The sequence below is a fragment of the Methylobacterium sp. AC690 genome (assembly GCF_979256535.1).
This window is the reverse complement of the sequence record NZ_CEEDOX010000011.1, coordinates 64,485-89,990: the sequence shown is the minus strand read 5'-3', so window position 1 is coordinate 89,990 and position 25,506 is coordinate 64,485. Positions and strand designations below refer to the sequence as shown.

The 25,506-nt window shown below is 69.9% G+C and carries 27 protein-coding genes; 12 read left to right on the top strand and 15 right to left on the bottom strand.

The annotated features are described in order from the left end of the window. The first annotated feature begins 1 nt into the window (after position 1). From AC0IY1_RS14280 to AC0IY1_RS14270, 3 genes are all read left to right on the top strand, one after another. Positions 2-1,222 (top strand): phosphopentomutase, encoded by a 1,221-nt coding sequence (locus AC0IY1_RS14280; RefSeq protein WP_471770319.1) that lies wholly within the window; start codon positions 2-4, stop codon positions 1,220-1,222. Positions 1,223-1,240: 18 nt separating this feature from the next. Continuing rightward, on the top strand, positions 1,241-1,432 hold the full coding sequence (locus AC0IY1_RS14275) for a DUF1192 domain-containing protein (protein ID WP_055951982.1): 192 nt from the start codon (positions 1,241-1,243) through the stop codon (positions 1,430-1,432). 308 nt (positions 1,433-1,740) lie between these two features. Then, complete coding sequence (locus tag AC0IY1_RS14270; RefSeq protein ID WP_156375639.1) at positions 1,741-1,902, top strand: hypothetical protein; 162 nt, start codon at positions 1,741-1,743, stop codon at positions 1,900-1,902. An 8-nt stretch (positions 1,903-1,910) separates the two neighbouring features. Here the strand turns inward: AC0IY1_RS14270 and AC0IY1_RS14265 are convergent, their stop codons facing one another. After that, entirely contained in the window at positions 1,911-3,005 is a 1,095-nt protein-coding gene (locus AC0IY1_RS14265; RefSeq protein ID WP_471770318.1) for a helix-turn-helix transcriptional regulator, read from the bottom strand. Positions 3,006-3,257: 252 nt separating this feature from the next. Between AC0IY1_RS14265 and AC0IY1_RS14260 the strand changes: the two genes are divergently transcribed. The 5 genes from AC0IY1_RS14260 (at position 3,258) to AC0IY1_RS14240 (ending at position 6,804) form a co-directional block, all read left to right on the top strand. Continuing rightward, entirely contained in the window at positions 3,258-3,905 is a 648-nt protein-coding gene (locus AC0IY1_RS14260; RefSeq protein ID WP_471770316.1) for a TetR/AcrR family transcriptional regulator, read from the top strand. A 78-nt stretch (positions 3,906-3,983) separates the two neighbouring features. Next, the gene (locus tag AC0IY1_RS14255) at positions 3,984-4,436 is read left to right on the top strand and encodes a DUF2852 domain-containing protein (RefSeq protein WP_055951988.1); all 453 of its coding nucleotides are present in this window, start codon (positions 3,984-3,986) and stop codon (positions 4,434-4,436) included. A 205-nt stretch (positions 4,437-4,641) separates the two neighbouring features. Beyond that, positions 4,642-5,283 carry a uracil phosphoribosyltransferase gene (gene upp, locus AC0IY1_RS14250; RefSeq protein WP_055951992.1) on the top strand — a complete coding sequence of 214 codons (642 nt, stop codon included), beginning with the start codon at positions 4,642-4,644 and terminating at the stop codon, positions 5,281-5,283. A gap of 76 nt (positions 5,284-5,359) precedes the next feature. Continuing rightward, positions 5,360-6,370 carry an NAD(P)H-quinone oxidoreductase gene (locus tag AC0IY1_RS14245; protein ID WP_471770313.1) on the top strand — a complete coding sequence of 337 codons (1,011 nt, stop codon included), beginning with the start codon at positions 5,360-5,362 and terminating at the stop codon, positions 6,368-6,370. Positions 6,371-6,501: 131 nt separating this feature from the next. Further along, a complete protein-coding gene (locus tag AC0IY1_RS14240; protein WP_055951998.1) occupies positions 6,502-6,804 on the top strand; it encodes a hypothetical protein in 303 nt (100 codons plus the stop codon). Between the two features lie 26 nt (positions 6,805-6,830). Here AC0IY1_RS14240 and AC0IY1_RS14235 read toward each other — a convergent pair whose 3' ends face one another. From AC0IY1_RS14235 to AC0IY1_RS14200, 8 genes are all read right to left on the bottom strand, one after another. Beyond that, positions 6,831-7,712 carry a 3-hydroxybutyryl-CoA dehydrogenase gene (locus AC0IY1_RS14235; RefSeq protein ID WP_471770311.1) on the bottom strand — a complete coding sequence of 294 codons (882 nt, stop codon included), beginning with the start codon at positions 7,710-7,712 and terminating at the stop codon, positions 6,831-6,833. A gap of 187 nt (positions 7,713-7,899) precedes the next feature. Continuing rightward, positions 7,900-8,847 (bottom strand): electron transfer flavoprotein subunit alpha/FixB family protein, encoded by a 948-nt coding sequence (locus tag AC0IY1_RS14230; RefSeq protein ID WP_471770309.1) that lies wholly within the window; start codon positions 8,845-8,847, stop codon positions 7,900-7,902. Between the two features lie 101 nt (positions 8,848-8,948). After that, a complete protein-coding gene (locus AC0IY1_RS14225; RefSeq protein WP_471770308.1) occupies positions 8,949-9,698 on the bottom strand; it encodes an electron transfer flavoprotein subunit beta/FixA family protein in 750 nt (249 codons plus the stop codon). A 240-nt stretch (positions 9,699-9,938) separates the two neighbouring features. Next, positions 9,939-10,511 (bottom strand): cob(I)yrinic acid a,c-diamide adenosyltransferase, encoded by a 573-nt coding sequence (locus AC0IY1_RS14220; RefSeq protein WP_471770306.1) that lies wholly within the window; start codon positions 10,509-10,511, stop codon positions 9,939-9,941. A 163-nt stretch (positions 10,512-10,674) separates the two neighbouring features. Further along, entirely contained in the window at positions 10,675-11,289 is a 615-nt protein-coding gene (locus tag AC0IY1_RS14215; protein WP_055952005.1) for an acyloxyacyl hydrolase, read from the bottom strand. Between the two features lie 141 nt (positions 11,290-11,430). Continuing rightward, complete coding sequence (locus tag AC0IY1_RS14210; protein WP_471770304.1) at positions 11,431-12,723, bottom strand: AmpG family muropeptide MFS transporter; 1,293 nt, start codon at positions 12,721-12,723, stop codon at positions 11,431-11,433. Positions 12,724-12,733: 10 nt separating this feature from the next. Next, positions 12,734-12,919, bottom strand: coding sequence for a twin transmembrane helix small protein (locus tag AC0IY1_RS14205; RefSeq protein WP_055953661.1), 186 nt, complete (start codon positions 12,917-12,919; stop codon positions 12,734-12,736). A 93-nt stretch (positions 12,920-13,012) separates the two neighbouring features. Next, on the bottom strand, positions 13,013-15,685 hold the full coding sequence (locus tag AC0IY1_RS14200) for a TIGR02302 family protein (RefSeq protein ID WP_471770303.1): 2,673 nt from the start codon (positions 15,683-15,685) through the stop codon (positions 13,013-13,015). A 198-nt stretch (positions 15,686-15,883) separates the two neighbouring features. On the opposite strand from AC0IY1_RS14200, the gene AC0IY1_RS14195 reads away from it, so the two are divergent. Further along, positions 15,884-16,399 (top strand): DUF533 domain-containing protein, encoded by a 516-nt coding sequence (locus AC0IY1_RS14195; protein ID WP_471770302.1) that lies wholly within the window; start codon positions 15,884-15,886, stop codon positions 16,397-16,399. Between the two features lie 3 nt (positions 16,400-16,402). Here the strand turns inward: AC0IY1_RS14195 and lysA are convergent, their stop codons facing one another. The 5 genes from lysA to AC0IY1_RS14170 all read right to left on the bottom strand — a co-directional run bounded on the left by lysA (position 16,403) and on the right by AC0IY1_RS14170 (position 20,230). Beyond that, positions 16,403-17,680, bottom strand: a complete 1,278-nt coding sequence (gene lysA / locus AC0IY1_RS14190) for a diaminopimelate decarboxylase (RefSeq protein WP_103708856.1) — start codon at positions 17,678-17,680, stop codon at positions 16,403-16,405. A 109-nt stretch (positions 17,681-17,789) separates the two neighbouring features. Then, positions 17,790-18,143 carry a hypothetical protein gene (locus AC0IY1_RS14185; RefSeq protein ID WP_055952018.1) on the bottom strand — a complete coding sequence of 118 codons (354 nt, stop codon included), beginning with the start codon at positions 18,141-18,143 and terminating at the stop codon, positions 17,790-17,792. A gap of 102 nt (positions 18,144-18,245) precedes the next feature. After that, the gene (locus AC0IY1_RS14180; RefSeq protein WP_055952021.1) at positions 18,246-18,542 is read right to left on the bottom strand and encodes a hypothetical protein; all 297 of its coding nucleotides are present in this window, start codon (positions 18,540-18,542) and stop codon (positions 18,246-18,248) included. Between the two features lie 189 nt (positions 18,543-18,731). Next, positions 18,732-19,475 (bottom strand): hypothetical protein, encoded by a 744-nt coding sequence (locus tag AC0IY1_RS14175; RefSeq protein ID WP_471770300.1) that lies wholly within the window; start codon positions 19,473-19,475, stop codon positions 18,732-18,734. 134 nt (positions 19,476-19,609) lie between these two features. Continuing rightward, entirely contained in the window at positions 19,610-20,230 is a 621-nt protein-coding gene (locus AC0IY1_RS14170) for a DUF1134 domain-containing protein (protein ID WP_471770298.1), read from the bottom strand. A 153-nt stretch (positions 20,231-20,383) separates the two neighbouring features. On the opposite strand from AC0IY1_RS14170, the gene AC0IY1_RS14165 reads away from it, so the two are divergent. Next, positions 20,384-20,866, top strand: coding sequence for a YHS domain-containing (seleno)protein (locus AC0IY1_RS14165; RefSeq protein WP_471770296.1), 483 nt, complete (start codon positions 20,384-20,386; stop codon positions 20,864-20,866). A 13-nt stretch (positions 20,867-20,879) separates the two neighbouring features. Here the strand turns inward: AC0IY1_RS14165 and AC0IY1_RS14160 are convergent, their stop codons facing one another. Continuing rightward, positions 20,880-21,746, bottom strand: coding sequence for a 3'(2'),5'-bisphosphate nucleotidase CysQ family protein (locus AC0IY1_RS14160; RefSeq protein ID WP_471770294.1), 867 nt, complete (start codon positions 21,744-21,746; stop codon positions 20,880-20,882). A 142-nt stretch (positions 21,747-21,888) separates the two neighbouring features. On the opposite strand from AC0IY1_RS14160, the gene chpT reads away from it, so the two are divergent. Both chpT and AC0IY1_RS14150 read left to right on the top strand, forming a co-directional pair. Continuing rightward, complete coding sequence (gene chpT / locus AC0IY1_RS14155) at positions 21,889-22,623, top strand: histidine phosphotransferase ChpT (protein ID WP_055952030.1); 735 nt, start codon at positions 21,889-21,891, stop codon at positions 22,621-22,623. 152 nt (positions 22,624-22,775) lie between these two features. Then, on the top strand, positions 22,776-25,484 hold the full coding sequence (locus AC0IY1_RS14150) for a hybrid sensor histidine kinase/response regulator (RefSeq protein ID WP_471770293.1): 2,709 nt from the start codon (positions 22,776-22,778) through the stop codon (positions 25,482-25,484). Positions 25,485-25,506: the final 22 nt, after the last annotated feature.

The following is a 25,506-nucleotide window of genomic DNA, read 5'->3' as shown; positions in this document are numbered from 1 at the left end:
CATGCCGCGCGCCTTCCTCATCGTCCTGGATTCCGTCGGCATCGGCGGCGCGCCGGATGCCGATCGCTACGGCGATGCCGGGTCCGACACGCTCGGTCACATCGCCCGCGCCTGCGCCGAGGGGCGCGGCGACCGGGCGGGCCTGCGGCACGGCCCCCTGGCGCTCCCGAACCTGGCCCGCCTCGGCCTCGGCCTGGCGGCGCAGGGCGCCACCGGTGCGGTGCCGCCGGGCCTCGAGGCGGTGAGCGACCCGACGGGCGCCTACGGCCACGCGGTGGAGGTGGCCGCCGGCAAGGACACGCCCTCGGGTCATTGGGAGATTACCGGCGTCCCGGTCCGCGAGCCCTGGGGCTACTTCCCCGTCGCGGTCCCGACCTTCCCGGCCGCGCTGACGGAGGCGCTGATCGCGCAAGCCGGCCTGCCCGGCATCCTGGGCAACTGCCATGCCGCCGGGGTGGCGATCATCGACGGCCTCGGCGCCGAGCACGTCCGGACCGGCATGCCCATCTGCTACACCTCCGCCGACAGCGTATTCCAGATCGCGGCACACGAGGAAAGTTTCGGGTTGGAGCGGCTCTACGCCACCTGCCGGATCGCCCGCGAGCTCTGCGACGCCTATCGGGTCGGCCGCGTCATCGCCCGCCCCTTCGTCGGCGCCGCGCAGGCGGGATTCCGGCGCACCGCCAACCGCAAGGACTACGCGGTCGAACCGCCCGGCCGGACGCTCCTGGACGTGCTCCAGGCCTCCGGACGGAGCGTCGTCAGCGTCGGCAAGATCGGCGACATCTTCGCCCATCGGGCGACCGGGCAGGAGATCAAGCCCGGCGGCAACGCCGCCTGCCTCCAGGCCGCGCTGACCGCCTTCTCGGCGTTGCCGGAGGGCGGCCTCGTCTTCCTCAACCTCGTCGATTTCGACACCGAGTACGGCCACCGCCGGGACGTGCCCGGTTACGCCGCCGAACTCGAGCGCTTCGACGCCCGGCTGCCCGAAATCCACGCCGTCCTGTGTCCCGGCGACCTCTGCATCATCACCGCGGACCACGGCAACGATCCGACCTGGGGCGGAACCGAGCACACCCGGGAACAGGTTCCCGTGCTGGCCTTCGGCCCCGGCGTCACGCCGGGATCGATCGGTCGACGCGAAACCTTCGCCGATCTGGGCGCGACCCTCGCACGGCATCTCGGAGTCGCACGCCTCGATGCGGGAACGGGCTGGAACTGACGGACAAGGGGGATCACCATGCGGGACGAGGACGACCGAGCCATCCGACAGGCCATCGCGCACCGGGTCGGGGAGCCGTTGGACACGCTGTCGGTCGAGGATCTCGACGAGCGGATCCAGTTGCTGCGGTCCGAGATGGAGCGCCTGGAAGCCGCGCGCCATGCCAAGAAGGCGGCGCTGGAGCGGGCGGACTCCCTCTTCCGGCTCTAGAGTTTGTCGGGGATGGGTGGGTACCAATCATCCCGAAAAGCCAAATGTGGTGCGGGGAATCAAGGGCCTCTCTGGCGCAAGATGAGCCTCAGAAACACTCGGGCCTTTCGCGCAGGAATTGCTCCGAAGTTAGATTTTCAACGAAGGAATTTCCGCTCTCCCCCAAATGGGGGATGAAGGTCTTCCAACCCCGCGCTTGAATGTCGCAACACAAAAAAGCGAGGGCGGTCATGCTTGATAGATGGACGATGGCGCCATGGATGCGCCGGCGACTTGCCCGGCACGTGCGTCGGGGTACGAGCGATCGCATGATTGCGTGCCTCATCAATCCGGCGCCCGGCTCCGTGTCCGAGAGTGTCGCGCCGCCCGCACAGAGAGCTGAGATCACCGTCGAGTACGATCTGTCGAACGTCATTCTGTTCCGCGCGCTCGCGGCGAACCGGGCGGGCGCGGGCCGGGACGCCCGCTGACGCCGGGGTCAGCGGATTAGGCTGAAGCCCGAGATCAGCCGGGCCAGATCCACCTGACGGGTCACGCCTGTCTTGGCGAAGATCGCCTTGACCTGACTGCGAATGGTTTCCGGCCGCACGCTCTGCTGCACGGCGAGGATCGAGATGGTCGCGCCGTCGGCGATGCCCCGCGCGATCCGTGCCTCGGCGGCCGTGAGGTCGAACAGTCCCGACAGCAGTTCGGTGCCCGGCACGGGACGCGGCAGGACGGGGGCCGCCACCATCAGCATGGTACCGCCACCGAAGACGTCCTGGGCCTGACCGCGCATGGGCAGCAGGTGGAGCACCATGGCGGGATGGTCGTCGTCGGCCGGGATCGGGATCGAGCGCGCCGCCTGGGCCCGCTGTCCGGCGAGCACCTCCGCCATCAGGGCATCCGCCCCCGGATGGGCGAGGGTGACCCGCTCACGCTGATCGCGCACCACGCGCGGCACCAGGCCGGCGAAGCCCGCATTGCGTTCCTGCAGGCGCCCATCGGGCGAAACCACGGCCGCCGGTAGCCCCATCACCTCCAGCGCGCCCACCGCGGCGCGCGCCCGCTCCAGCTTCAAGCGGGCCGAGACCAGGGCCGCGCGACCGAGATGCGGCCGCAGGGAGTCGAGGATCGCCGTCGCGGACTGCGGGACCGGCCCATCCTTGTAGCGACGCTCGATGCTGAAGATCAGCGTATCGCCGGTGGTGAGCGGGCAGGCCGTGGCCGCACCCCAGCCCAGACCGCGCGGACGCAGGAATTGCTGGATCAGGACGTCCTGCTCCAGTTCGGCCTGGGTGTAGACGTCCTTCTCGCGGACGAAGCCCGCATGCCGGGCGCCGAGGAGCTTCGCCGTGCGCTGGCCTACGCTGCTCCAGCCCCCGGCGGCGAAATCGGCCATGACCTGATCGAGGGATTCGCTGTTGATCCAGCGATGGGATTCGAGGTCGGCCGCGATCAGGACCGTTCCCTGGGCCCCGGCGATGTCGGCGAGTTGATCCAGGACCGCCGGCCAGAGTTCGGGGAGGATCGCAGCCTCGTAGATGAGGTCCGTCAGGGCTTCGAATTCACCCTGTCCCGAGGACTCCCGCACGGCCAGTGACCCACATCCCAGGGTGTCTATTTCGTAAAGACCATACAGCCAAAGTTTCCCGCTCGCCAAGGGTATTTGTGGCAAATTCCCGTGATCTGCCCGCTGGATACGGGACACCCGACGTGATTTCGTCGGTGTGGCGTCGGGGAGGTCTCGTCAGCCGATCCCTTCGTGTTAGGGGAAAGGGAGACGGGGAACCTTCAGCCGACACGACCGGTCATGTCGAGTCGGAGCGGGGGCGGGGAGTGTGGCGTGCGGCATTGGCGCGAAGGACCGGGTGACCGGCGAAGCTACCACCACGGCAACCTCAAGGAGGCGCTGATCGAGGCTGCGCGCCGCTTCATCGCCGAGCGCGGCATCGGCGGCTTCACGCTGGTGGATGCGGCCCGCCTCGTCGGCGTCACGCCGGCGGCGCTCTACCGCCATTTCCGCGGGCGGGAGGCGCTGCTCGAAGAGGTGGCGGGACGGGGCTTCGCCGACTTGGCCGAGCGGCTCGCCCGCGCCCTGACCGCGAAGGGCACGCCGCTGGAGCGGTTCACCCGAATGGGCGAGGCCTATCTGGCCTTCGCAGAGGAGGAACCCGGCTACTACGCGGCGATCTTCGAGACCCGCGGCCTCGCCGCCGCCGTGCCGAACGCGGTGCCGAGCGCGCGCCCGAGCCCGTTCGACCTGCTCGTGGAGGCGCTTCAGGCGACATTCCCGGAGGGGTTCGGCGGTGTCGCGCCCCGGTTCATCGCGCTCGAGGTCTGGGCGCTGGCGCACGGCCTCGCGACCCTGTCCGCGTCCGGGCACCTGCCGAGATCCGCCGGCATGCCGGACAAGTACGAGCTGCTGCGCGCCGGCGTGCTCGCTCTCGTCCACGGCGCCGCGTCGGGCGGGCGGACGCGCGAACAGCTCTGACCGGATGGGCGCCCCTTGAAAGCGTGCCGGTCCATCCGCAAGTGAATGTCGTTCACATTTACATTGGAGCCGTGAGCCGTGAGCTTCTCTTCCTCTCCCTTCACCACCGGGAAGGTCTGCCGTAGCGGCCCCTTCCCCAAGCGATCCCTGGAAATCGGCGCCATCGTCGTCGCCTTCGTCTATTGGTGGCCCCTGGCGGCCGCTTACATCGCCTGGAAGGTCGCGGGCTATCCTGCGCTCAGCGAGTTGCGGGGCCTCGCCGGCCGCGGCCTCTCGTGGAACGCGGGAGCCACCCGCTCGCGCTTCGCCGCGGCGTTCGAGGCGGCCAATGGTGGCAACACCGGCAACCTCGCCTTCGACGCCTACCGTCGCAGCGAGATCGAGCGGCTCGACGCCCAGCGCCGTGCCCTCCAGGAGGAGAGCCGCGCCTTCGCCGAGTTCGTCGAGGAGCTGAAGCGGGCCAAGGACCGTGAGCAGTTCGACGCTTTCATGCAGAAGCGCCGCAGCGCGGACACGACCCGCTCGGTCTGAGCGGCGGTCTTCACCTGACCATCGGGGCTTCCGGCTCAGGCCGGGAGCCCCTTTTTCGTGGAAGCGGCCCCCGCCATGGCCCTCGCTCGGACTGCTGCGATGCTCTAGAAAACCGGTCTCGGTCTTGCCTGGGTCTCCCCCGCGCCGTCGATCAGACCTCGGCCCAGGAATTTGGCAGCAGACCCCGGCCCATGGAGTTCCAGCGATGCAGGCAGCCGCCGCGACCGTCCGGGTGGTCGACCACCCCCTCGTCCAGCACAAGCTGACCCTGCTGCGCCAGCGCGAACGCTCGACTAAGGGCTTCCGCCAGATCCTCAACGAGATCGGCATGCTGCTGGCCTACGAGGTCACCCGCGACCTGCCGCTGGAAACCGTGACGATCGAGACGCCGATCCAGTCGATGGAGGCGCCGCAGATCGCCGGCAAGAAGCTGGTCCTGGCGCCGATCCTGCGCGCCGGTGTCGGCTTCCTCGACGGCATGCTGTCCCTGGTGCCGTCCGCCCGCGTGGCGCATGTCGGGCTCTACCGTGATCCCGAGACCCTGGAAGCGGTGGAATACTATTTTAAGGCGCCCTCGGACCTGGTCGATCGCACGGTCCTGGTGCTCGACCCGATGCTGGCGACCGCGAATTCGGCGGTGGCGGCGATCAACCTGCTGAAGCAGCGCGGCGCGCAGGACCTGCGCTTCGTCTGCCTGCTCGCCGCCCCGGAGGGCATCGCCCGGCTCCAGGCCGCCCACCCGGACGTGCCGGTCTGGACCGCGGCCATCGACAGCCATCTCAACGACCACGGCTATATCGTCCCGGGCCTCGGCGATGCCGGTGACCGGATGTACGGCACCCGCTGAGGCAGCGCCCAGGCGGCGCGACCTTGCCAAGCACCGTCCGGGCGGCACATGACGGGGCTTCCAGGAGGAGACCCCGATGACAGCCAGCCTGCCCGAGACCATGCGACAGATCCGCTTCAAGGGCGCCGGTGGGCCGGACGTGCTGGCCCTGGAGACGGTGCCCCTGCCGCAGCCCGGGCCCGGTCAGGTGCTCATCGAAGTGGTCGCCGCCGGGATCAACCGGCCGGACATCCAGCAGCGCGAGGGCAAGTACCCGCCGCCGAAGGGGGCCACCGAGATCCCCGGCCTCGAGGTCGCCGGCCGCATCGTCGCCCTGGGTGAGGGCGTCTCCGGCGTCGCGATCGGCGACGCGGTCTGTGCCCTGGTGATCAGCGGCGGCTATGCCGAGTTCGCCGTGGCCGAGATCGGCCAGTGCCTGCCGAAGCCGTCGTCGCTTTCTCTGATCGAGGCCGGCGGCCTGCCGGAGAACTACTTCACCGTCTACAGCACGGTGATCGAGCGTGGGCGCCTCAAGCCCGGCGAGTCGTTCCTCGTCCATGGCGGATCGAGCGGCATCGGCTCGACCGCGATCCAGATCGCCAAGCATCACGGCGCCCGGGTCTTCGCCACCGCCGGTTCGGCCGAGAAGTGCGACTTCTGCCGCGACCTCGGCGCCGAGGCGGCGATCAACTACCGCGAAGCCGACTTCGCCGAGGAGGTGAAGCGGCTCACCGACGGCAACGGCGTCGACGTCATCCTCGACATGGTCGGGGCGCCTTACCTCGCCAAGAACCTTTCGGCCCTGGCGGTCGAGGGGCGCCTCGTGCAGATCGCCTTCATGCAGGGCTACAAGGTCGATGCCTTCAGCATGACCCCGATCATGATGAAGCGCCTGACCTTCACCGGCGCGACGCTTCGGGCGCGTCCGAAGGCCGAGAAGGCGGCGATCGCCGAAGGCTTGGCCCGGGATGTCTGGCCGCTGCTGGAGGCCGGGACGATCCGCCCGATCATCCACGCCACCTTCCCGTTGGAAGAGGCCCGTCAGGCGCACGAATTGATGGAATCGAGCGCCCATCTCGGCAAGATCATGCTGGTCACCGGCCGCTAGGCCGAACCTCGGCGGGAACTCCGCTCTCGACCCTCGCGTTTCAGACCCGAGCAGGAATCACGAGCCGAATTCATGGGAATCGGTGCTCGGGTCGAAACATCGGTCTTCAGGACCGTTCAAGCGAGGATCGCATGGCAGAGAAACTACACGGTCAGGAAGCCCGGCAGGGCAATCGCGGCAAGCCGGTGCTCTACGTTCTCGTGGCCAGCCTCGTGCTGCTCGCGATCGCCATCACCGGCCTGATGACGTGGCAGGGCGCGAATTCGCCGAAGGACTATGCCAGCCAGAGCCAGGACGCCTCCCGCCAGGAGGTGACGGGCTCCGTGAAGGGGTCGTCCAACGCCACCTCGTCGTCGAACACCGGTTCGGTGCCGGCCGCGAACCCGGCCTATCCGAGCCCGGCCCAGCCGGCCGCGAACGGTAACAAGCAGTAACAGCGGATCGTGCGTTCCGGTCCGCCTCAGCGGGTCGGCACGGGCGTCTCGCCACGATAATCGTAGAATCCGCGCTTGGACTTGCGTCCGAGCCAGCCGGCCTCGACGTATTTCACGAGCAGCGGACAGGGCCGGTACTTCGAATCGGCCAGCCCCTCGTAAAGCACCTGCATCACCGACAGACAGGTATCGAGGCCGATGAAGTCGGCGAGCTGCAGCGGACCCATGGGATGGTTCGCGCCGAGGCGCATCGCCGTATCGATCGACTCCACCGAACCGACGCCCTCGTAGAGGGTGTAGATCGCCTCGTTGATCATCGGCAGCAGGATGCGGTTGACGATGAAGGCCGGAAAATCCTCCGACATCGTCGATGTCTTGCCGAGCTTGGCGATGAAGGCCTTGGCCGATTCGTAGGTCGGATCTTCCGTGGCGATGCCGCGGATCAGCTCGACGAGCTGCATCACCTGCACCGGATTCATGAAGTGGATGCCGATGAAGCGCTCCGGTCGGTCCGTCGAGGCAGCGAGGCGCGTGATCGAGATCGACGAGGTGTTGGTGGCGATCAGCGCGTCGGGCTTCAGCGAGGCGCACAGCGTGCTGAAGATCTGGCGCTTGGTCGATTCGTCCTCGGTGGCCGCCTCGATGACGAGATCGCAGGGCGCGAGGTCGTCGAAGCTCTCCGCCGCCACGATCCGGGACACCGCGCTGCGGCGCTGATCGTCCGCGATGGTGCCCTTGGCCACTTGCCGCGCGAGATTGCCGTCGACGGTGGCGAGGCCGTTGTGAATGCGGGCCGGGTCGCGGTCGTTCAGGCGGACGTCGAGCCCCGCCATCGCGCAGACATGTGCGATGCCGCTGCCCATCTGCCCGGCGCCGATGATGCCGACCGTCCTGATATCGATGCCCATCGTCTGCACTCGCACCCCTGGAGCGTCCCGCCGTTGCGATCCGGGCCCCGCCCGGCCGCCGGGGGCGCCCGCCTCGCTTATAACGTTTCGCGGTCGCAGCGTCCTAGAGCATTTCCACGCCGGGAGGCCATCCGTACCGGTCGGCCGATCCGCGCGACGCGCACCGGCCGGCCGTGCCCGCTCGGTCTCAGCCCTTCGCCTTGGCGATCTCGGACTGCAACTCGGGGACGATCTGGAACAGGTCGCCCACGAGGCCGTAATCCGCCACCTGGAAGATCGGCGCGTCCTCGTCCTTGTTGATGGCGACGATGACCTTCGAGTCCTTCATGCCGGCGAGGTGCTGGATCGCGCCCGAGATGCCGACGGCGACGTAGAGGTCCGGTGCTACGACCTTGCCGGTCTGGCCGACCTGCCAGTCATTGGGGGCATAGCCCGCATCGACGGCGGCGCGTGAGGCGCCCACGGCAGCGCCGAGCGTATCGGCCAGGGGCTCGATCAGCTCCTTGAACTTGTCCGAGGAGCCGAGCGACCGGCCGCCGGAGACGATGATCTTGGCGGCGGCCAGCTCGGGACGGTCGGACTTGGCGATCTCCTCGCCCTTGAAGCTCGATTTGCCGGAAGAGGCGGCCGTCTGCACCGGCTCGATCGCCGCGGCCGCGCCACCCTCGCCGGCGGGCTTGAAGGCCGCCATGCGGACGGTGATCACCTTCTTGCCCGCACCGGCCTGCACGGTTTGGATCGCGTTGCCGGCGTAGATCGGGCGCTCGAAGGTGTCGGGCGAGACCACGCTGATGATGTCGGAGATCTGAGCGACGTCGAGGAGGGCGGCCACCCGCGGCAGCACGTTCTTGCCGGTGGTGGAGGCCGCTGCGACGAGGTTGTCGTAGGGCTCTGCCAGGGAGACGACGAGCGCGGCAGTCGGCTCGGCGAGGAGGTGATCGTAGGCGGCGTCCTCGGCCAGCAGCACCTTCTCGACGCCGTCGAGCTTGGCCGCGGCCTCGGCGGCGGGGCGGCTGCCGGCACCCGCCACGAGGGCGTGCACGGATCCGCCCAGGGCGACGGCGGCCGTCAGCGCCTTCAGGCTCGCGTCGCGGACCGCGCCGTTGTCGTGCTCGATGAGGAGTAGGGTGGCCATGGTGTGCGAACCTCGAAATCGATCAGCAGGAGGGTCCCGGACCCCGTCTCACCCGCCGCGTCGATGCGGCGGGCTCTTGAAGCCATCGGCTGGGCGGCGTCTCAGAGGACCCCGGCCTCGCCCTTCAGCTTCTGCACGAGTTCGGCCGGGGATCCGACCTTGATGCCGGCCTTGCGTCCGGCAGGCTCCACGGTCTTGAGCACGGTGACCCGCGGGGTCACGTCGACGCCGAGCGCATCGGGGGCCAGCTCCTCGAGGGGCTTCTTCTTGGCCTTCATGATGTTGGGCAGCGAGGCGTAGCGCGGCTCGTTGAGACGCAGGTCCGTGGTGACGATGGCCGGCAGGGTCAGGGTCACGGTCTGGAGGCCGCCGTCGATCTCGCGCGTGACGTCGATCGAGCCTTCGCCGAACTCCAGCTTGAAGGCGAAGGTGCCCTGGGGCCAGTCGAGGAGGGCCGCCAGCATCTGGCCGGTCTGATTCGAATCGTCGTCGATGGCCTGCTTGCCGAGGATGACGAGGCCGGGGGCCTCCTTCTCGACCAGGGCCTTCAGGATCTTGGCCACCGCCAGCGGCTCGACCACGCCGTCGATCTTCACCAGGATCGCCCGGTCGGCGCCCATGGCGAGGGCGGTGCGGAGGGTCTCCTGCGCCTGCTGCGGACCGATGGAGACGGCGACGATCTCGCTGACCTTGCCCTTCTCCTTCAGGCGAATCGCTTCCTCGACGGCAATCTCGTCGAAGGGATTCATCGACATCTTGACGTTGGCGAGGTCCACGCCCGAACCGTCGGCCTTGACCCGGATCTTGACGTTGTAGTCGACGACCCGCTTGACGGGCACCAGAACCTTCATGGCGTTCACAATCCTCCGCGCGGATAATATTGTTCGACCAGGCCGGCGCGGCGCGCAAAGGAACTCCGGGACACCCGGAGCTCCAGAACCCTGGTCATTGAGGCGGCGGACCGTAACGGCCTCATTTCCGCCTTGTCAACGCGCCCCGCAGCCGCCTGTCCGGGCGGGGGTCTTCGCGGACCGACGACCGGCCGCGTGGGTTCGGGTTCGCAACCCGCTGGTATTCCGAATGCCTGTGCCTCAGCGGTTTTGACCCGGTACCCAGAGCACGTCGTCGGCGCCGTTCGCGTTGGCGGTCCGGCTCGCTACGAACAGGAAATCGGACAGCCGGTTGAGGTACTGGAGTGCCTCGGGCGAGACGATCTCGCCCTCGGTGGCGGCCAGGGCCACGGCCAGCCGCTCGGCCCGCCGGCAGATCGTGCGGGCGAGGTGGAGGGCGGCCGAGGCCGGCGAGCCCCCGGGCAGCACGAAGGACTCCAGGGGCGAGAGGTCGGCGTTCAGCGCGTCGATGTCGCGCTCGACCCGCTGCACCTGTGCGGCGACGATCCGCAGCGGCTCGTATTTCGGCGGCTCGGCGCTTTCCGGGGTCGCGAGGTCGGCGCCGAGGTCGAACAGGTCGTTCTGAATCGCGCCCAGCATCGCGTCGAGGCGCGAATCCGCATGCAGCCGCACGAGCCCGATGCACGCATTGGTCTCGTCGACGGTGCCGTAGGTCTCGATCCGCAGATCCGCCTTGGAGCGCCGTTCGCCGCTCGCCAGGGCGGTCGATCCCTTGTCGCCGGTGCGGGTGTAGATGCGGTTGAGGGTGACCACGATGGCGTCCGATCCTGAGCGGGGCCGGCAAGACGCGCCGGCAGGAGCGGGAACCTAGCGCAGTTTGCCGCCGCTGGGAGTCGCGGAATCGGAACGCGAAGGGCCGGCCCCGCATCGGCGGAACCGGCCCTCGAAGCTCACACGAAAGGCGAGCGCAGCGAACTCAGAAGGTGTAGCCGAGCTTGCCGCCGAAATTGGTCAGGCCGCGGTTGTTCGCGCAGAGGCCCGCATTCGACATGTGCTCGACGGTGGCCATGACGCTCCAGTGCTCGGTGAGCCGGAAGCCGAGGGCGGCCGCCTCGCGGAACAGCGGGTTGCAGCCCAGCGTGTTGAACCCGGCCGGCGCCGTCGGCTTCGGCCCGGTGTAGCCGTTATGGGCGCCGGCGCCGAAGAAGCCCTCGAGGAAGACGATGTTGTTCAGGGTCTGCGGGAAGAGGTCCACGGTCCAGGTCGCGCCGATATAGGCGTAGCTGGTGCGGCCGCCGAAGTTGTAGCTGCCGCCAACGGTGGCCCGGGGCACGAAGGCCTGCCAGAAGGGATCGACGCTCACCAGCGGCTTGGAGAAGAGAATTTCGCCGTTGATGTTGCTGGTGTTGTGCTCGGCGCTGCCGGGATCCTGCACGGCGCCGCCGATGCGGACCTCGGAGACGATGCTCAGGGGCTTCACCGGGCTGACATAGGCGGCCGGCGGCGCGGACGGGAAGTCGGCGGCCTGGACCGGCATGGCCGTGGCGAGCACGACGGCGGCGGCAGCAAGGCGAAGCGAGGTGGACTGCATCGAGATGGTTCCGGTTTGACCGGGCATGTCTAGCAGGCCGCTCGCGGCATCGGCAGGCGTCGGAGGCCTCGCGACAGCGATAGCTGTGCGGTGAGACCTCCTGGCCACACTCGCCGGCCGCACCCGCCCCGTTGGCGCCGCTCAGGCTGCCGGCGCGGGCGCCATCGCACCGGTGTCGCCCTGCCGATGCCAGACATACCAGGCCAGGAGCGCGACCGGCACGCCGATGAGCGCGGTCGCCACGAAGAACCAGGCGAAGCCGGTCGACTCGATCACGAATCCGGACGCCCCCGCCAGCAGGCTGCCGGGGAGGGCGCAGAGGGAGGTCAGGAGGGCGTACTGGCTCGCCGCGTGCTCGGTGGCCACGAGGGTCGACATGAAGGTGATCAGCACGATCGAGGCGATCGCGTAGGCGAAGCTGTCGATGCTCACCGCGATGGCGAAGGTCCAGAAGGCGTTTCCGCCGTCTCCGCCGTGCAGCGCCAGGTAGGCGAGGCTGAGATGCGAGGCCGAACCGAACACCGTGCCGGCGAGCAGGCTCGCCATCATGCCGATCCGCGGGACCACGTAACCGGCCAGGACGGTACCCGCGAGGGCGACGCCGAAGCCGAACAGCTTCGTCACCGTGGCGATGTCGGTGTTCGAGTAATGTAGGCTCTTGAACAGCGGCATCGCCATGGCGCTGGCGACGTAGCCGGGCATGCGGAAGCCGGCCACCAGGAGCAGGATCGGGATCGCCAGGGGCCCGAGGCGGCGGACCAGGTCCCGGATCGGTGCCACGATGGTCTCGACGAAGCCGGGATGGTCGTGGGACGCGGTCCGGTCTGACTCCGGCTCCGGCGCGAGGAGGGCGGCGATCACCCCCGGTGCCATCGCGACCACCATGCAGAGGTAGGCCGCCCGCCAGCCGTAGGCATCGGCGAGGTAGAGCGCGCCGGCTCCGGCCACGAGCGTCCCGATGCGCCAGCCGATCTCGGCCCATGACGACATCAGCGCCTGGCGCTCCGCCGGCGCCACGGTGATGCGCCAGCCGTCGATGACCACGTCCTGGGTCGCCCCGGCGAAGCCGAGCGCGAGGGAGAACGCGATGGTCCAGGCGAGCCAGTGCCCGGGATCGCCGAAGGCGACGCCGGCGAGCGCCAGCATCACGCCGAGCTGCGAAACGATGATCCAGCCCCGGCGCCGGCCGACCAAGCGGCTGATCAGGGGCGCGTCGTAGCGGTCGAGGAAGGGCGCCCAGACAAACTTGAATTTATACGCGAGGGTCAGCTCGCTCATCAGTCCAAGAATGCCGATGGGCACCTTTTCCTCGGACAGCCACGCCGATTGGGTGACGTAGACGAGGAGAAAGGGAATCCCGGAGCTGAAGCCGAGCCCCAGCATCGCGGCGATGCGCCGGTCGAGGACCGACCTCAGGAACGCAGCGGCGCCCATCGGCCCGGGATCAGGCCGAACGCCACCAGACCACGCCCATGATGAAGATGATCGCCACGAACTGCAGCAGCACGCGCAGGCGCATGAGCTTCTGCGAGAGGTTGGCGCTGCCCCCGCGCATCATGTTGAACAGGCCCAGGAACAGGACCACCGCCACCGCGACGCAGGCGAGGAGCACGAGAGAGTTGGAGGAGATCACGGCGTCAGGTCTCGTGGCTGTCGGGTCGGAAATCGTCACCCCTCATATGGGCTCCTCCGGTGGAGGAGCCCAGGGGGGCAGGTCGGTGCGTCAGTTGCGGCGCAGGAGGCGCTCGAAGTAGTCGAGCTCCTCGCGCGGGCGGCTCGGGTCGCCGAGCTTGCGCCGCAGCTCCTCCATGATGCGCCGAGTGCGCTGCACGGCGGATTCGTCGGCCGTCGGCACCCGGGCATTGCCGTTGGTCATGTCGCGGCCCTTGGTCGGGCGGCCGAGGGGATCGTCGTCGCGGTTGCCGGCCTGGCCCTGCTGGCTCGGCTTCTCGCCTCCCTCGCCCTCGCCTTTTCCTTCGCCCTCACCCTCGCCCTCGCCCTCGGCCATTTCCTGCATCTGCTTCTGCATGCCTTCGGCGCCCCGCTTGAGGCCGTCCAGGGCCCGGCCCTGGGCGTCGACCGCCTCGCCGTCCTTGCCCTGGCCGAGGGCGCCCTCGGCCTCGCGCATCGCCTCCTCGGCGTCCGACAGGCCCTCCTCGCCCTGCATGCCGAGGTCCTTCATGCCGCGCTGCAGGTTCTCCAGGCGCTCGCGGAGGGCCTGCTGGCGCTGGCCGGCACCGCCCTTCTGGCCCTCGCCCTTCTGGCCCTGCTCACCCTTGCCCTGCTGGCCTTGTCCCTGCTGCCCTTGTCCTTGCTGGCCCTGGCCCTGTTGTCCCGGCTGGCCTTTCTGGCCGTCGCCCTGCTGGCCGGGCTGACCGCGCTGCGGGCGCTGGCCGCGCGGACCCTGGCCCTGCTGGCCGCGCTTGTCCTGCCCGTCCTTGAAGGTCTCGTCGCGCAGGTCCTGCTGCTCGCGGGAGAGCTTGTCGAGCTCATCGGCCTGCTTGCTCATCTCGCGACTGTTGGGATCGGACTTGCCGCCGGGCTCCGCGGTCTGGAGATTCTCGAGGATCTCGCGGAGCTGGTCGAGGAGGCGCTGGGCCTCGGCCGTGTCACCGCGCTTCATGGCCTCGGCCATGTCGTTCAGCATCTTGTTGAGGTCGTCCGGCGTCACCGTCTTGGCGTTCGCGTTCGGCGGACTCTTCTCGGCCTGGGGCTTCCCGTCCTTGCGCTGGCGCTCGGCCATGCCCTTCATGAACTTGTCGAGGGCCTGTTTCAGGTCCTCCGTCAGCTTCTTGATCTCCTCGTCCGGCGCATTGCGCTCGATCGCCTGCTTCAGGTTGTCCTGGGCGGAGCGAAGGCTCTTCTCGGCATCCGAGAGATCGCCGTCCTCGATCTTCAGCGCCATCTCCCAGAGGAGTTCGGCGACCTCCATCAGCGCCGCGTCGCTCCGCGCGGCCTTCAGGCGCCGCGAGGCGGCCTTGAGCCCGAGGAAGATGCTGGCCTGCGGCGTGAAGGTGTCGGGCGCGATGAGGAGCGCGTCGAGGGCGGTCTGGACCCGGCCGCGGCTGTCGTCGGGCGCGGTGATCAGGCGCCGGCGTTCCTCGGCCAGCGCGCGCGCCAGCGGCTGGGTGAAGACCCGCGCCGGCAGCGTCACCTCGGCGGTGGCGGTACGTCCCTCCTGCCCGGCCTCGTCCTTCACCACCAAAGTCAGGCGCACCCGGGCGCCGGACCACGGATTGTCGGTGAGGTCGACCAGGGTCTTGGTGTCGTGCTCGCCGGTGGCATCCGCCGGCAGGGCCAGGGAGATCCGCGGAGGCGGCACCAGCGCGCGGGCATGGGCCAGGGGCTCCACCACACCCTCGGCCGACGCGATGCCGTAATCGTCCTTGGCGCGGTAGGTCAGGTTGAAGGTCCCGCGGGCATTCACCTCGAGGGCGCCGATACGCTCCACCTCGGGCGCCGTGTCGGGGATGGTCTCGACCAGGAGATGCTGCGTCGTGCCGCCCGCCGTCACGGTCAGGTCGGCGACGCCGCCGGTCAGTTGGAACCGGTCCTCGCGCAGGTCCGCATGGGGCGGCTTGCCGGGCAGGGCTTTCAAGCCGGCATTCGGCGTCAGGACGGCGTCGCCCTGGCCGGCGATCCGAACGATCAGGGTTGCGTTGACGGGCGCGCGCAGGCGCTGCTGCTCGCCGTTCATCGTCACCACCAGGGGCGGCAGCCGGGTGTAGAGGGGCGGATCGATCCAGCCGTCGACCCGGAAGGTCGGACCGGGCGGGGGCGGCGCCTGCCAGTCGAAGGCGCCGAGGATGCGGGAACGCCATTCCGCGCCGGCCACGAACAGGCTGGCCACGGCCGCGACGATCAGCCCGGCCCGCAGCGCGAAGGGATCGCGCCGTGCCATGGCGGGCCGGGGCGGCGGGGGCTTCAGCCCGGCCACGGCCTCGGCCGCGCGGGCCTGATGCAGCGCCCAGAGCGCCCGCGTCGCCGGGTCGGCGGTGCCGACCGCGAGCGTATCCTCGATGGAGGAGGCGGGATTGTGGGACAGCGTCCCGCCCATGGCTGCGGCCGCGCGATCGATCCGCGCCAGGGCCTCGCGCCGGGTGTCGCGCCGCAGGCGGGCCAGCGGCAGGAGCGCGGCGACCAGCGCCAGGGCGAAGAGCAGGAGGCCGGCGACGCGGCCGAGCGGCGGCAAGTCGAGCCAGAGCCCGAGCCAGGACAGGGCAAGGAACGCCAGGATCAGCCCGAGGCCGCGCCACAGGATCGGCCAGGCGCGCTCCCAGAGGCCGGCCGCCTGCGAGCGGGCGACCAGTCGGTCGAGCCGCCGGCTCAGCACAGCACCGCCGGTGCCCTGCTCTGGCCCGTTGCTCGTGGAGGTCGCCGGGTCGGCCTCGCCCATCGTATCTCGCTCCTCGCGCGCCGCATCGGCGTCGCGCTTTCGCGCAAGGCTAGCATGGTGCGGGCGCCACGCGACGGGGTCAAATCATCCCAGGCCCGAATCCCTCTCCGGTCCGGCGACGTCCGGTCCGTGATCTGAACCCGCCGCGTCCCTCGCGTGTTGCAGCCTCACGTTCAGCGCGTTGGAAGGATGTCCGCCATGGTCGATGTGAAGCCCCTCGTCGATGCCCTCGTGCGCACGCGCCGCGGCCCGCTCGCCGCCGGTGCGGCTCTCGGCGGCCTCGCCCTGGTGGCGGGCCTCGCCGCCCGGGCCCTGCGCGGGCCCATCACGCCCGAGAGCGCCCCGGCGCCCGCCGCGCCCGTCGTGAACGAGGACGAAGCCCGGCTCATGCTGCGCGCCATGGTGGCCGCGACCCTGGCCGACGGGATGATCGACAAGGACGAGCGTCAACGCCTCGACGCTGCGGTTCAGGCCTCCGGCCTCGCCAAGGACGGCGCGGCCTGGCTGGAGGCGGAGATCGCCGATCCGGTCGATCTCGACACCATCACCGATGCGGTGAACACGCCCGAGCAGGCCACGCGGATCTACTCCGCGGTGCGGCTCTCCGTCCTGGCGGACACGCTGCAGGAGCGCGAGTTCCTCAAGCGTCTCGCCGAGGCCCTGGACGTTCCGGGCGAGGCGGTCGCGCGCATCGAGGGCGAACTCGCCGCCTGAGGGTCAGCCCTGCGGGCTGAGCCAGTCGGGCATCCGGTCGAGGGCGATCAGGTCCTCGTAGCTCTGGCGCGGACGCACGATAGCGGCCTCGCCGCCGCGCACCAGCACCTCCGGCACGAGGAGGCGGGAATTGTAGGTCCCCGCCTGGACAGCGCCGTAGGCGCCGGCGCTCATCACCGCGATGAGGTCGCCCGGGGCGACCTCCGGCATCTCCCGGGCGAGCGCGATGTAGTCGCCGCTCTCGCAGACCGGCCCGACCACGTCGGCGACGAGGCGCGGCGTCTCGGTCGTGGGTTCCTTAACGGGCCGCAGGCCATGGTAGGCGTCGTACAGGGTCGGGCGGATCAGGTCGTTCATCGCCGCATCGACGATGACGAAGGTCCGGCCCTCGGTGCGCTTCACGTAGATCACGCGGGTCACCAGGATGCCGGCGTTGCCGGCGATCATCCGGCCGATCTCGAAGACCGGACGCAGGCCGAGCGGCGCGAAGTGCGGGCGCAGGATCGCCGACAGGGCCGCCGGCTCCGGCGGCGGCGCGTTGTCGTCGCGGTAGGGGATGCCGAGGCCCCCGCCGAAATCGATGTGGTGGAGCGGATGCCCCTCCGCCATGAGCTCGCGGGCCAACCCGGCCAGGAGGCCGGCGGCGTGGTCGAAGGGGGCCAGATCGGTGATCTGGCTGCCGATATGCATGTCGACGCCGGAAATCGCGAGGCCCGGTAGCGTTGCCGCCTGGGCGTAGACGGCCCGGGCTCGGCCGATCGGGATCCCGAACTTGTTCTCGGACTTGCCGGTCGAGATCTTGGCGTGCGTGCCGGCATCGACGTCCGGATTGACCCGGATGGAGATCGGCGCCGTCAGCCCGAGGCTGGTCGCTACGGCGGAGAGTTGGGCCAGCTCCGGCTCGCTCTCGACGTTGAAGCAGAAGATGCCGGCCTTCAGGGCCGCCGCCATCTCCGCCTGCGTCTTGCCGACGCCTGAGAAGACGATGCGCTGCGGATCGACGCCCGCGGCCAGCGCCCGGCGCAACTCACCCTCGGAGACGATATCCATGCCGGCGCCGAGGCGGGCCAGGGTCGCCAGCACCGCCTGGTTCGAGTTCGCCTTCATGGCAAAGCACACGAGGGCGTCGTCCTCGCCGAAAGCCTTGGCGAAGACCTCGTAGTGGCGTTCCAGCGTGGCGGTCGCGTAGCAGTAGAACGGCGTTCCCACCGTCTCGGCGAGCGCGGTCAGGTCGACATCCTCGGCCCGGAGACGACCGTCGCGATAGTGGAAGTGATGCATCGGCCTGCCTGCGGGCATCCCGCCCGGGGATTTCGGGCCTGCGCGCGGCGCGTCCGGGCGGGCGCGCCTTCCCGCACGAGGCCGGGGAGAGGGCTGTGGTGACCCGCTTCTACAGCAGCGGATCGAGCAGGAAAGGCTCCTTGGGCACGACGTAGCCGCGCTTGGCGCCGCGGGTGGTCTTCACCGGCGCCTCGGCACCCGAGCCCGGCACCGCCAGGGTGTCGAGTTCGTCCCCGGCCCGGACCGCGTCCGGCTCAGGGGTCGCCGCGCCGCCGCCGAGGCCGACGCTCTGGGGCAGCGCCCGCGGACTCGCGACGCCGGGCAGACCGGGGCGCGCCACCGAGCGCGCCGCGGCCGTGCCGGGCGGCGGCTCGAGGGCGCCACGCCGGCCACAGGCCGAAGCGGACAGCGCGATCAGGCCGATCGCGGCGATCGTCGACAGGGGGCGGGCAGGGAAGAACATCAACGCTTGCGATCCGGAACGCGATGGCGGGCAGCATAGCCGTTGCGGCTCGGCGATGCGAGCGAAACGGCTACGCTGTCCCGCGCGGCGTCGGGTTAGGCCTCAGCCCTTCTTCTTGCCGTCCGTCTTCTGGTAGACGTCGATGGCGCGACGGCAGTTCTCCGAGAGCTTGGTCCAGTTGGTCTGGAAGCACTTGTCGAGGGCCGGATCATCGGTGGCGAGATTGCCGCAATAGGTCAGGTAGTCGCCGGTGCAGTACTTCTTCAGGGTCTCGTTCCCGCGCTTCGTCTGAGGGGCGGTCGCGGCCCCTTGCGGCTGGGCCGCGGGCTGGGCGATCGCCGGGGCGATCGAGGCCGTGGCAGCGAGGAGGAAGGCAAGCGACGTGAGCTTAAGGGCCATAGGGGGCGCGGTCCGTCTCAAGAAACAGGGGAATGGGCGATCCGATGAAGCGCCGAGATGGTCGAAACATGGCGCGCGGATGGTCGCCGCGTGGTCAGGCCGCTTTCTACGCCGCGTTTTCCCGTCCGTGCAACGTCCGCGGCGTTTTCCGGCGCACATGACGCGCCGGGTTCGACCCCCGCATCGCGTTCAGTTGGAGCGGGCCGGAATCGTGAACGCTGCGGCGGGCGGAAGCCGGTCGCGCTGCATCAGGCTGTCGGCCACATCAGAGATCCGGCGGCGCAGATCGGCGGCCTCGCCCTCGCGGCGCGCCATCACCTCGGCCAGGGCGTCCTCGGCCGCCGTGAGGCTGGCCCGCAGGGTCTCGCGCTCGGCGACCAGGGTCGCGGTCAGGTCGGGGACCTCGGAACGGGGCGCGGCGGGAAGGCTGGCGGCATCCGCCGGGGCAGGGGCGGACCGGGCCGCGATCAGGTCGTCGAGCACCTCCTGATGCGCCTGCTCGAGCACCTGCAGCGTGGCGAGGCCCAGCGCGGTGTCCTGTCGGGCCGCTTCCAGGTCGCGCTCCACGTCGCTGAGGGTGGCGCGGGTCGCGGCCAGGACCGCTTCGCGCTCGCTCAGCGTGGCGTCGCGCGCCTCGATCGTGCGCGTGAGGGCGGCGGCCTCCATGGTCCGGGTGCCGATGGCGGCGAGATCGGCGTGGCGATGGGCCTGAACCGCCTCGACCTTCCGCTCCAGGCGCCGCTGGGCCACGGCGAATTGCGCGCGCAGGTAATCCTTCTCGGCGGCGACTTCCGAGATCGAGAGGGGCAGGCGGGCCGCGATGCGGCGCTCCGACAAGCGGGCGGCCCGGGCGTTCACGGCCGGCAGAAGCAACAGGGCGCACAGGCTCGCAGCCAGGAAGCCGAGCGCGAAGATCATCACGGTTTCGATCACGCGGAAACGCTCGCTCAACACGCCGTGGACGACAATGACGACGGACCTGGCCGTCGACCCTCGTCGGCTTGTTTAGCCCATGTCCCCCCGGGATGGGCAAGACGCCCGGGGACACACCCCGGCCGCCTCGCGAATCAGAAGGGATTCCAGGTCGGCTTCGCCGTGAACTTGAGATAGCCGATATTGATGCCGAGGCGGGCGCCGACCCCGGTGCGGATCGGTACCACGACGATGTCGTCGGCGGTCACCGCCGTCATCCCGAAGCCGCCGACGAGGTAGGCGGAACCGTCGACGCCGCCGAAGCGGCGATAGAGGCCCGACACGGCGGGCAGGTTGTAGACCAGCATCATCGTGCGGTCGCCGTCGCCGCCGACGTCGAAGCCGATGGAGGGGCCCTGCCAATAGACGCGGCGCTGCCCGGCATTGCGGGTGTAGAGCGTCCCCTCGCCGTAGCGAACGCCGCCCACGATGGCGCCGGACGCTTCCTGGCCGAGAATGTAGCCGTTGGGCTCACCCCAGCGCCGGGTCGCCTCCTCCACCAGCTGGGCGAGGCCGCGGGACATCGAGCCGAAGAAGCGGTGGCCGTTGTCGACCAGCTCCTCGGGACGGAACTTGCCGGGCGCCCCGTCGCTCACCGCGAGGGCGCGGGACGAGACGCCGAGGAGGAGGGCGCCTGCCAACGCGCCGACGATGCTGCGCCGGGTCGCGGGCTCCTGCGATGGACGGGCGCGGAGGGCCCGATGGTTCGACGTCATGCCTCGTCCCTCCTGTCTGCCGACACCCACCCGAGGGCGCTATCGTCTTGCTAACCGAGACCGCGCTATGGACCGGACTGTCATCCTAGAGACCGTTCCGGCCGGGGCCGGTGCGTCTCGATACGCGGCGATCATGATGCGAAACAAAGCAACATGTGGTTAACGCGCCGTCACCTGCTTCGCGTCGCCGCGGCCGGCGGGCTGCACGCCACCGGCGCAGGCGCCGCGACCCTGCCGCGGCTGCCCGGGGGCCGGATCGCCCTCGCGGGGTTCGACGCCGTCAGCTACTTCCTCGACGGTCCCGAGGCGGGCCGACCGGCCTACGAGTTCCTCTGGGACAGGCGGACGTGGCGCTTCGCGCGCGCCGCGAACCGGGAAGCCTTTCGCGAAGACCCGGCCGCCTACGCGCCCCGCCTCGGCGGCTTCGATCCGATCGGCGTCCTCGCGGGCCGCCTCGTGGACACCGACCCCCTGGTCTATGCCCGCCTGCCGGGCCCGGACGGGACGGACCGGCTCTACCTCTGCCGCAGCGACGCGCACCGGCTGCGCCTCGTCGCCGAGCCGCACCTCGCCGCGGAGGCGGAACTGCTTTGGCCGACGCTGAAGGATCAGATCGAGCGGAATTTCCCCGACTGACCGCGCCCGGCGATCAGATCCGGCGCTCGTCCTGCGGCGCGTGCCGCTCGGCGGGGCGCGTGGAGGGACTGCGCTCGGGCAGGACGAGGTTGGCCGCATAGCTCGCGTCACCGAGGGCGGCGAAGGGGCCGTTGCGGTAGCTCCGGGTGTAATGGCCGTAGGTCATCGGCCGGCCGGCGGGCGCCACGACGCAGCCGCCCGCCACGGTGAGGATGTGGTCGCCGGCCGCCGTATCCCATTCCATTGTCGGGCCGCAGCGCACGTAGATGTCGGCCTCGCCGGCGGCGATGAGGCAGAACTTCAGGGCCGAGGCCGCCGAGCGGGTCGCCCCGACCCGGAGCGCGCCGAGACAGGCCTCGGTCTCGGTGTCGCCGTGCCGGTTGCTTCGCAGGGCCACCAGCCCCTGGTCCGGCCTCGGGCGCACCGCGATCGGCAGGCGCTCGCCGAGATGTCCGTCCCGGATCTCCGCCTCGTAAGCCTGCCCGCCCGCACCCCAGACCCGGTTGAGGCCGGGGGCGGCCAGGGCCGCCGCGATCGGGCGGTCGCCCGCGATCAGGCCGATATTGACGCTGTATTCCGCGTTGCCGGCGAGGAAGTCCCGGGTGCCGTCGAGGGGATCGACCAGGAAGAAGAGCGGCGCCGGCGGCTGGTCGTAGGACGATTCCTCGGCGATCACGGGAATGCCCGGCCAGTATCGGGCCAGTTCCGCCAGGATGAAGTCCTCGGATTCGGCATCCGCCTGACTTGCCGGCGAGCCGTCGGGCTTGAGCACGTGCGGACAGTCGCCCCCGTGATGCCGCTTCAGGATCTCGCCCGCCCGGCAGGCAATTTCCATCAAGGTAGCCGCAATACGGTCGCGCGTCGGCGCATCGATCGACATGATGGGCACTATGATGCCCGCGCCACCGGCCCTTGTCGACCCGGATCGCGAACGGTCCGGGTGCTTTTCAAAGCTTCCGGCGCCGTCTATCGGTGCCGTTCACGACCGGACGCGGCCCCGAAACGCCTGCGCGGAGCGCACCATGACCCCCCTCAATCTCGACGCCCTCGATCTGTCCGCCCTCCTGTGCTCACGGGTCTGCCACGACGTGATCAGCCCCGTCGGCGCGATCGTGAACGGACTGGAGGTCCTGGAGGACGAGAGCGACACCTCCATGCGCGAATTCGCCCTGGAGCTGATCGCCAAGAGCGCGCGCCAGGCCTCGGCCCGCCTGCAATTCGCCCGCATCGCCTTCGGCGCCGCCGGCTCGGCGGGTGCGTCCATCGACCTCGCCGACGCCGAGAAGGTGTCGCGCGGGATGTTTGTCGACGACAAGACGCAGCTCGCCTGGAGCGCACCGCAGGCGCTCTACCCGAAGAACAAGGTCAAGCTCCTGCTCAACCTCGTGATGATCGCCCAGAGCGCGATCCCGCGCGGCGGTCTCATCGACGTGGTGGTGCAGGGCGACGGCGAGGCGCCGAGCCTCGTGCTCAAGAGCAAGGGCTCGCACGCCCGCATCCCGGCCCACGTGGAAGATATGATCGCCGGGACGCCCGAGAACGGCACCGTGGACGCGCACGGCATCCTGCCGTTCTATGCCGGCCTCGTCGCCCGCGCGGCGGCGATGGACGTGCGCTTCGCGATCGAGGGCGACACCGTGACCATCACGGCGACCCCGACGGCCGCCGCGATCCCGGAGGCGCCGGCCCAGGCGCCCGCGGAGCCGGAGGCCGATCGTCCGTCGGATTCGGAGCCGCCGGAGACGGCGCTGGCCTGAACCGAGCCACGTTTCGGCTCATCGACGGGAGATCGACGAATATAGTCGCGATCTCCCGCTTTATCGTCCGCGGTGAAACCCTTCCCTAACCGGTTAGGGGGCAAAGTCGGTCCTGCACAGACTGTAGTGCGCGTATGGACTGAGTACCCGTCATGGACGACTTGTTGCGTGAGTTCCTGACCGAGAGTGCCGAGCACCTCGACACGGTCGATGCCGAGCTCGTCCGGTTCGAACAGGATCCGAACAATCAGACGATCCTGCGGAACATATTCCGCCTCGTCCACACCATCAAGGGCACCTGCGGGTTCCTCGGCCTTCCGCGCCTGGAAGCCCTGGCGCACGCCGCCGAGACCCTGATGGGTCAGTTCCGCGACGGCATGCCGGTCACCGGCCCCGCGGTCAGCCTCATCCTCGTCACCCTGGACCGCCTCAAGGCGATCCTGGGCGACCTCGAGGCCACCGGCTCCGAGCCGGCCGGCAGCGACGATGATCTCATCGGCGCCCTGGAGGAGATGGCCTCCGCCCCGATCGCCCCCGCCGCGCCCGTCCCCGCGCCCGTCGCGGACATCAAGCTGCCCGACCCGGTCGTGCGCGAACTGAAGCCCGGCGAAGTCACCCTCGAGGATCTCGAGCGCGCCTTCATGGAGGCCGAGGGTCCCGATCCGTTCGACGTCGCTCCCGCTCCCGCGCCGGAGCCGGTCGCCGCCGCGGCACCCGAGCCGGTGCGCGAGGCGCCCGCCCCGATGCCCGTTAAGGCCCACGAGGCACCCGCGAAATCCGCCGATGCGCCTGCCGCCCCCGAGGGTGAGGGCGGCATCGCGAAGGTCCAGACCATTCGCGTCAACGTCGACACCCTCGAACACCTGATGACGATGGTGTCCGAGCTGGTGCTGACCCGCAACCAGCTCCTCGAGATCGCCCGCCGGCACGACGACTCGACCTACAAGGTTCCGCTCCAGCGCCTCAGCCACGTGACGGCCGAGCTGCAGGAAGGCGTCATGAAGACGCGCATGCAGCCCATCGGCAACGCCTGGCAGAAGCTGCCGCGCGTGGTGCGCGACCTGTCGTCGGAACTCGGCAAGCAGATCGAGCTCGTGATGAGCGGCGCCGAGACCGAGCTCGACCGCCAGGTCCTCGAAGTCATCAAGGACCCGCTCACCCACATGGTGCGCAACTCGGCCGATCACGGCATCGAGTCGGCCGCCGACCGCAAGGCCTCCGGCAAGCCGCTGCGCGGCACGATCCGCCTCTCCGCCTACCACGAGGGCGGCACGATCACGATCGAGATCGCCGATGACGGCAAGGGCCTCGATCTGGCCGCCATCCGCCGCAAGGCCGTCGAGCGCAAGATCGCGAGCCAGGCCGAGGTCGAGCGGATGACCGACGCCCAGGTGGCGAAGTTCATCTTCCATCCGGGCTTCTCGACCGCCGCCGCCATCACCTCGGTCTCCGGCCGCGGCGTCGGCATGGACGTGGTCAAGACCAACATCGAGCTCATCGGCGGTGTCATCGACATCAACACGCAGCTCGGCCGCGGCACCACCTTCACCATCAAGATCCCGCTCACCCTGGCGATCATCGCCGCCCTCATCGTCAAGGCCGGCGAGCAGCGCTTCGCGGTGCCGCAGGTGGCGGTGCTCGAACTGGTGCGGGTCGACAAGGCGACGGCGCAGAAGGTGGAGCGCATCAACGGCTCCCCGGTGCTGCGCCTGCGCGAGCGCCTCCTGCCGATCGTCACCCTCACGGGCGTGCTCGGCCAGGACCAGGCCGCCGATGCCGTCGATTCCGGCTTCGTGGTGGTCGCCCAGGTCGGCCGCCAGCGCTTCGGCATCCTCGTCGACGAGGTCTTCCACACGGAGGAGATCGTCGTGAAGCCGATGTCCTCCAAGCTGCGCCACCTGCCGCTCTTCGCCGGCAACACCATCCTGGGCGACGGCGCCGTGGTGCTGATCGTCGATCCGAACGGCATCGCCCAGCAGGTCAGCCAGGGCTCGCAGTCCGGCGCCATCCCGGTCGAGGCCGAGGTCGAGGAGGTCGAGGCGGCTGACGCCAAGGCGACGCTCCTCGTCTTCAAGGGCGGTGCGGGCAGCTACAAGGCGGTGCCACTCTCCCTGGTCACCCGCCTGGAGGAGATCGAATCGGCCAAGGTCGAGTGGGTCGGCGGCCGTCCGCTGATCCAGTACCGCGGCCGCCTGATGCCGCTGGTCCCCGCCGATCCGTCGATCGAGATCCGCACCTCCGGCACCCAGGCCCTGGTGGTGTTCTCCGACGGCGAGCGCGCCATGGGCCTCGTGGTCGACGAGATCGTCGACATCGTCGAGGAGCGCCTCGACGTCGAGATCTCCGCCGACCGCTCGGACCTCATCGGCTCCGCCGTCCTGCGCGGCCGCGCCACCGAGATCATCAACATCGCCCACTTCCTGCCGCTCGCCTACGACGACTGGGCGCGGGGCCCCAAGAAGACGGTCAAGCGCAGCTCCACGCTCCTCCTGGTCGACGACTCGGCCTTCTTCCGCGAGATGCTGAGCCCGGTCCTGAAGGCCGCCGGCTACAGCGTGATCACCGCGGCCAGCGCCGATGAGGCGGTGGCGACCCTGCTCTCCAACGGCCGGATCGACGTGGTGGTGTGCGACCTCGAGATGCCCGGCCGCAACGGCTTCGACCTCGTGGGCGCCATGCGCAAGGTGGAAGGCCGCGTCGCCGGGCTTCCCGTCATCGGCCTCTCCGGCACCATCGGGGCCGAGGCCATCGAGCGGGCGCGGACGCTCGGGATCGCCGACCTCGTGGCGAAGTTCGACCGCAGCGGCCTGATCTCGGCCCTGGCCGAGCTCGACGTCGCCAGCCTCGCCGTCGCCGCCTGACCGGCCCGCCCCCTTCGGAGTC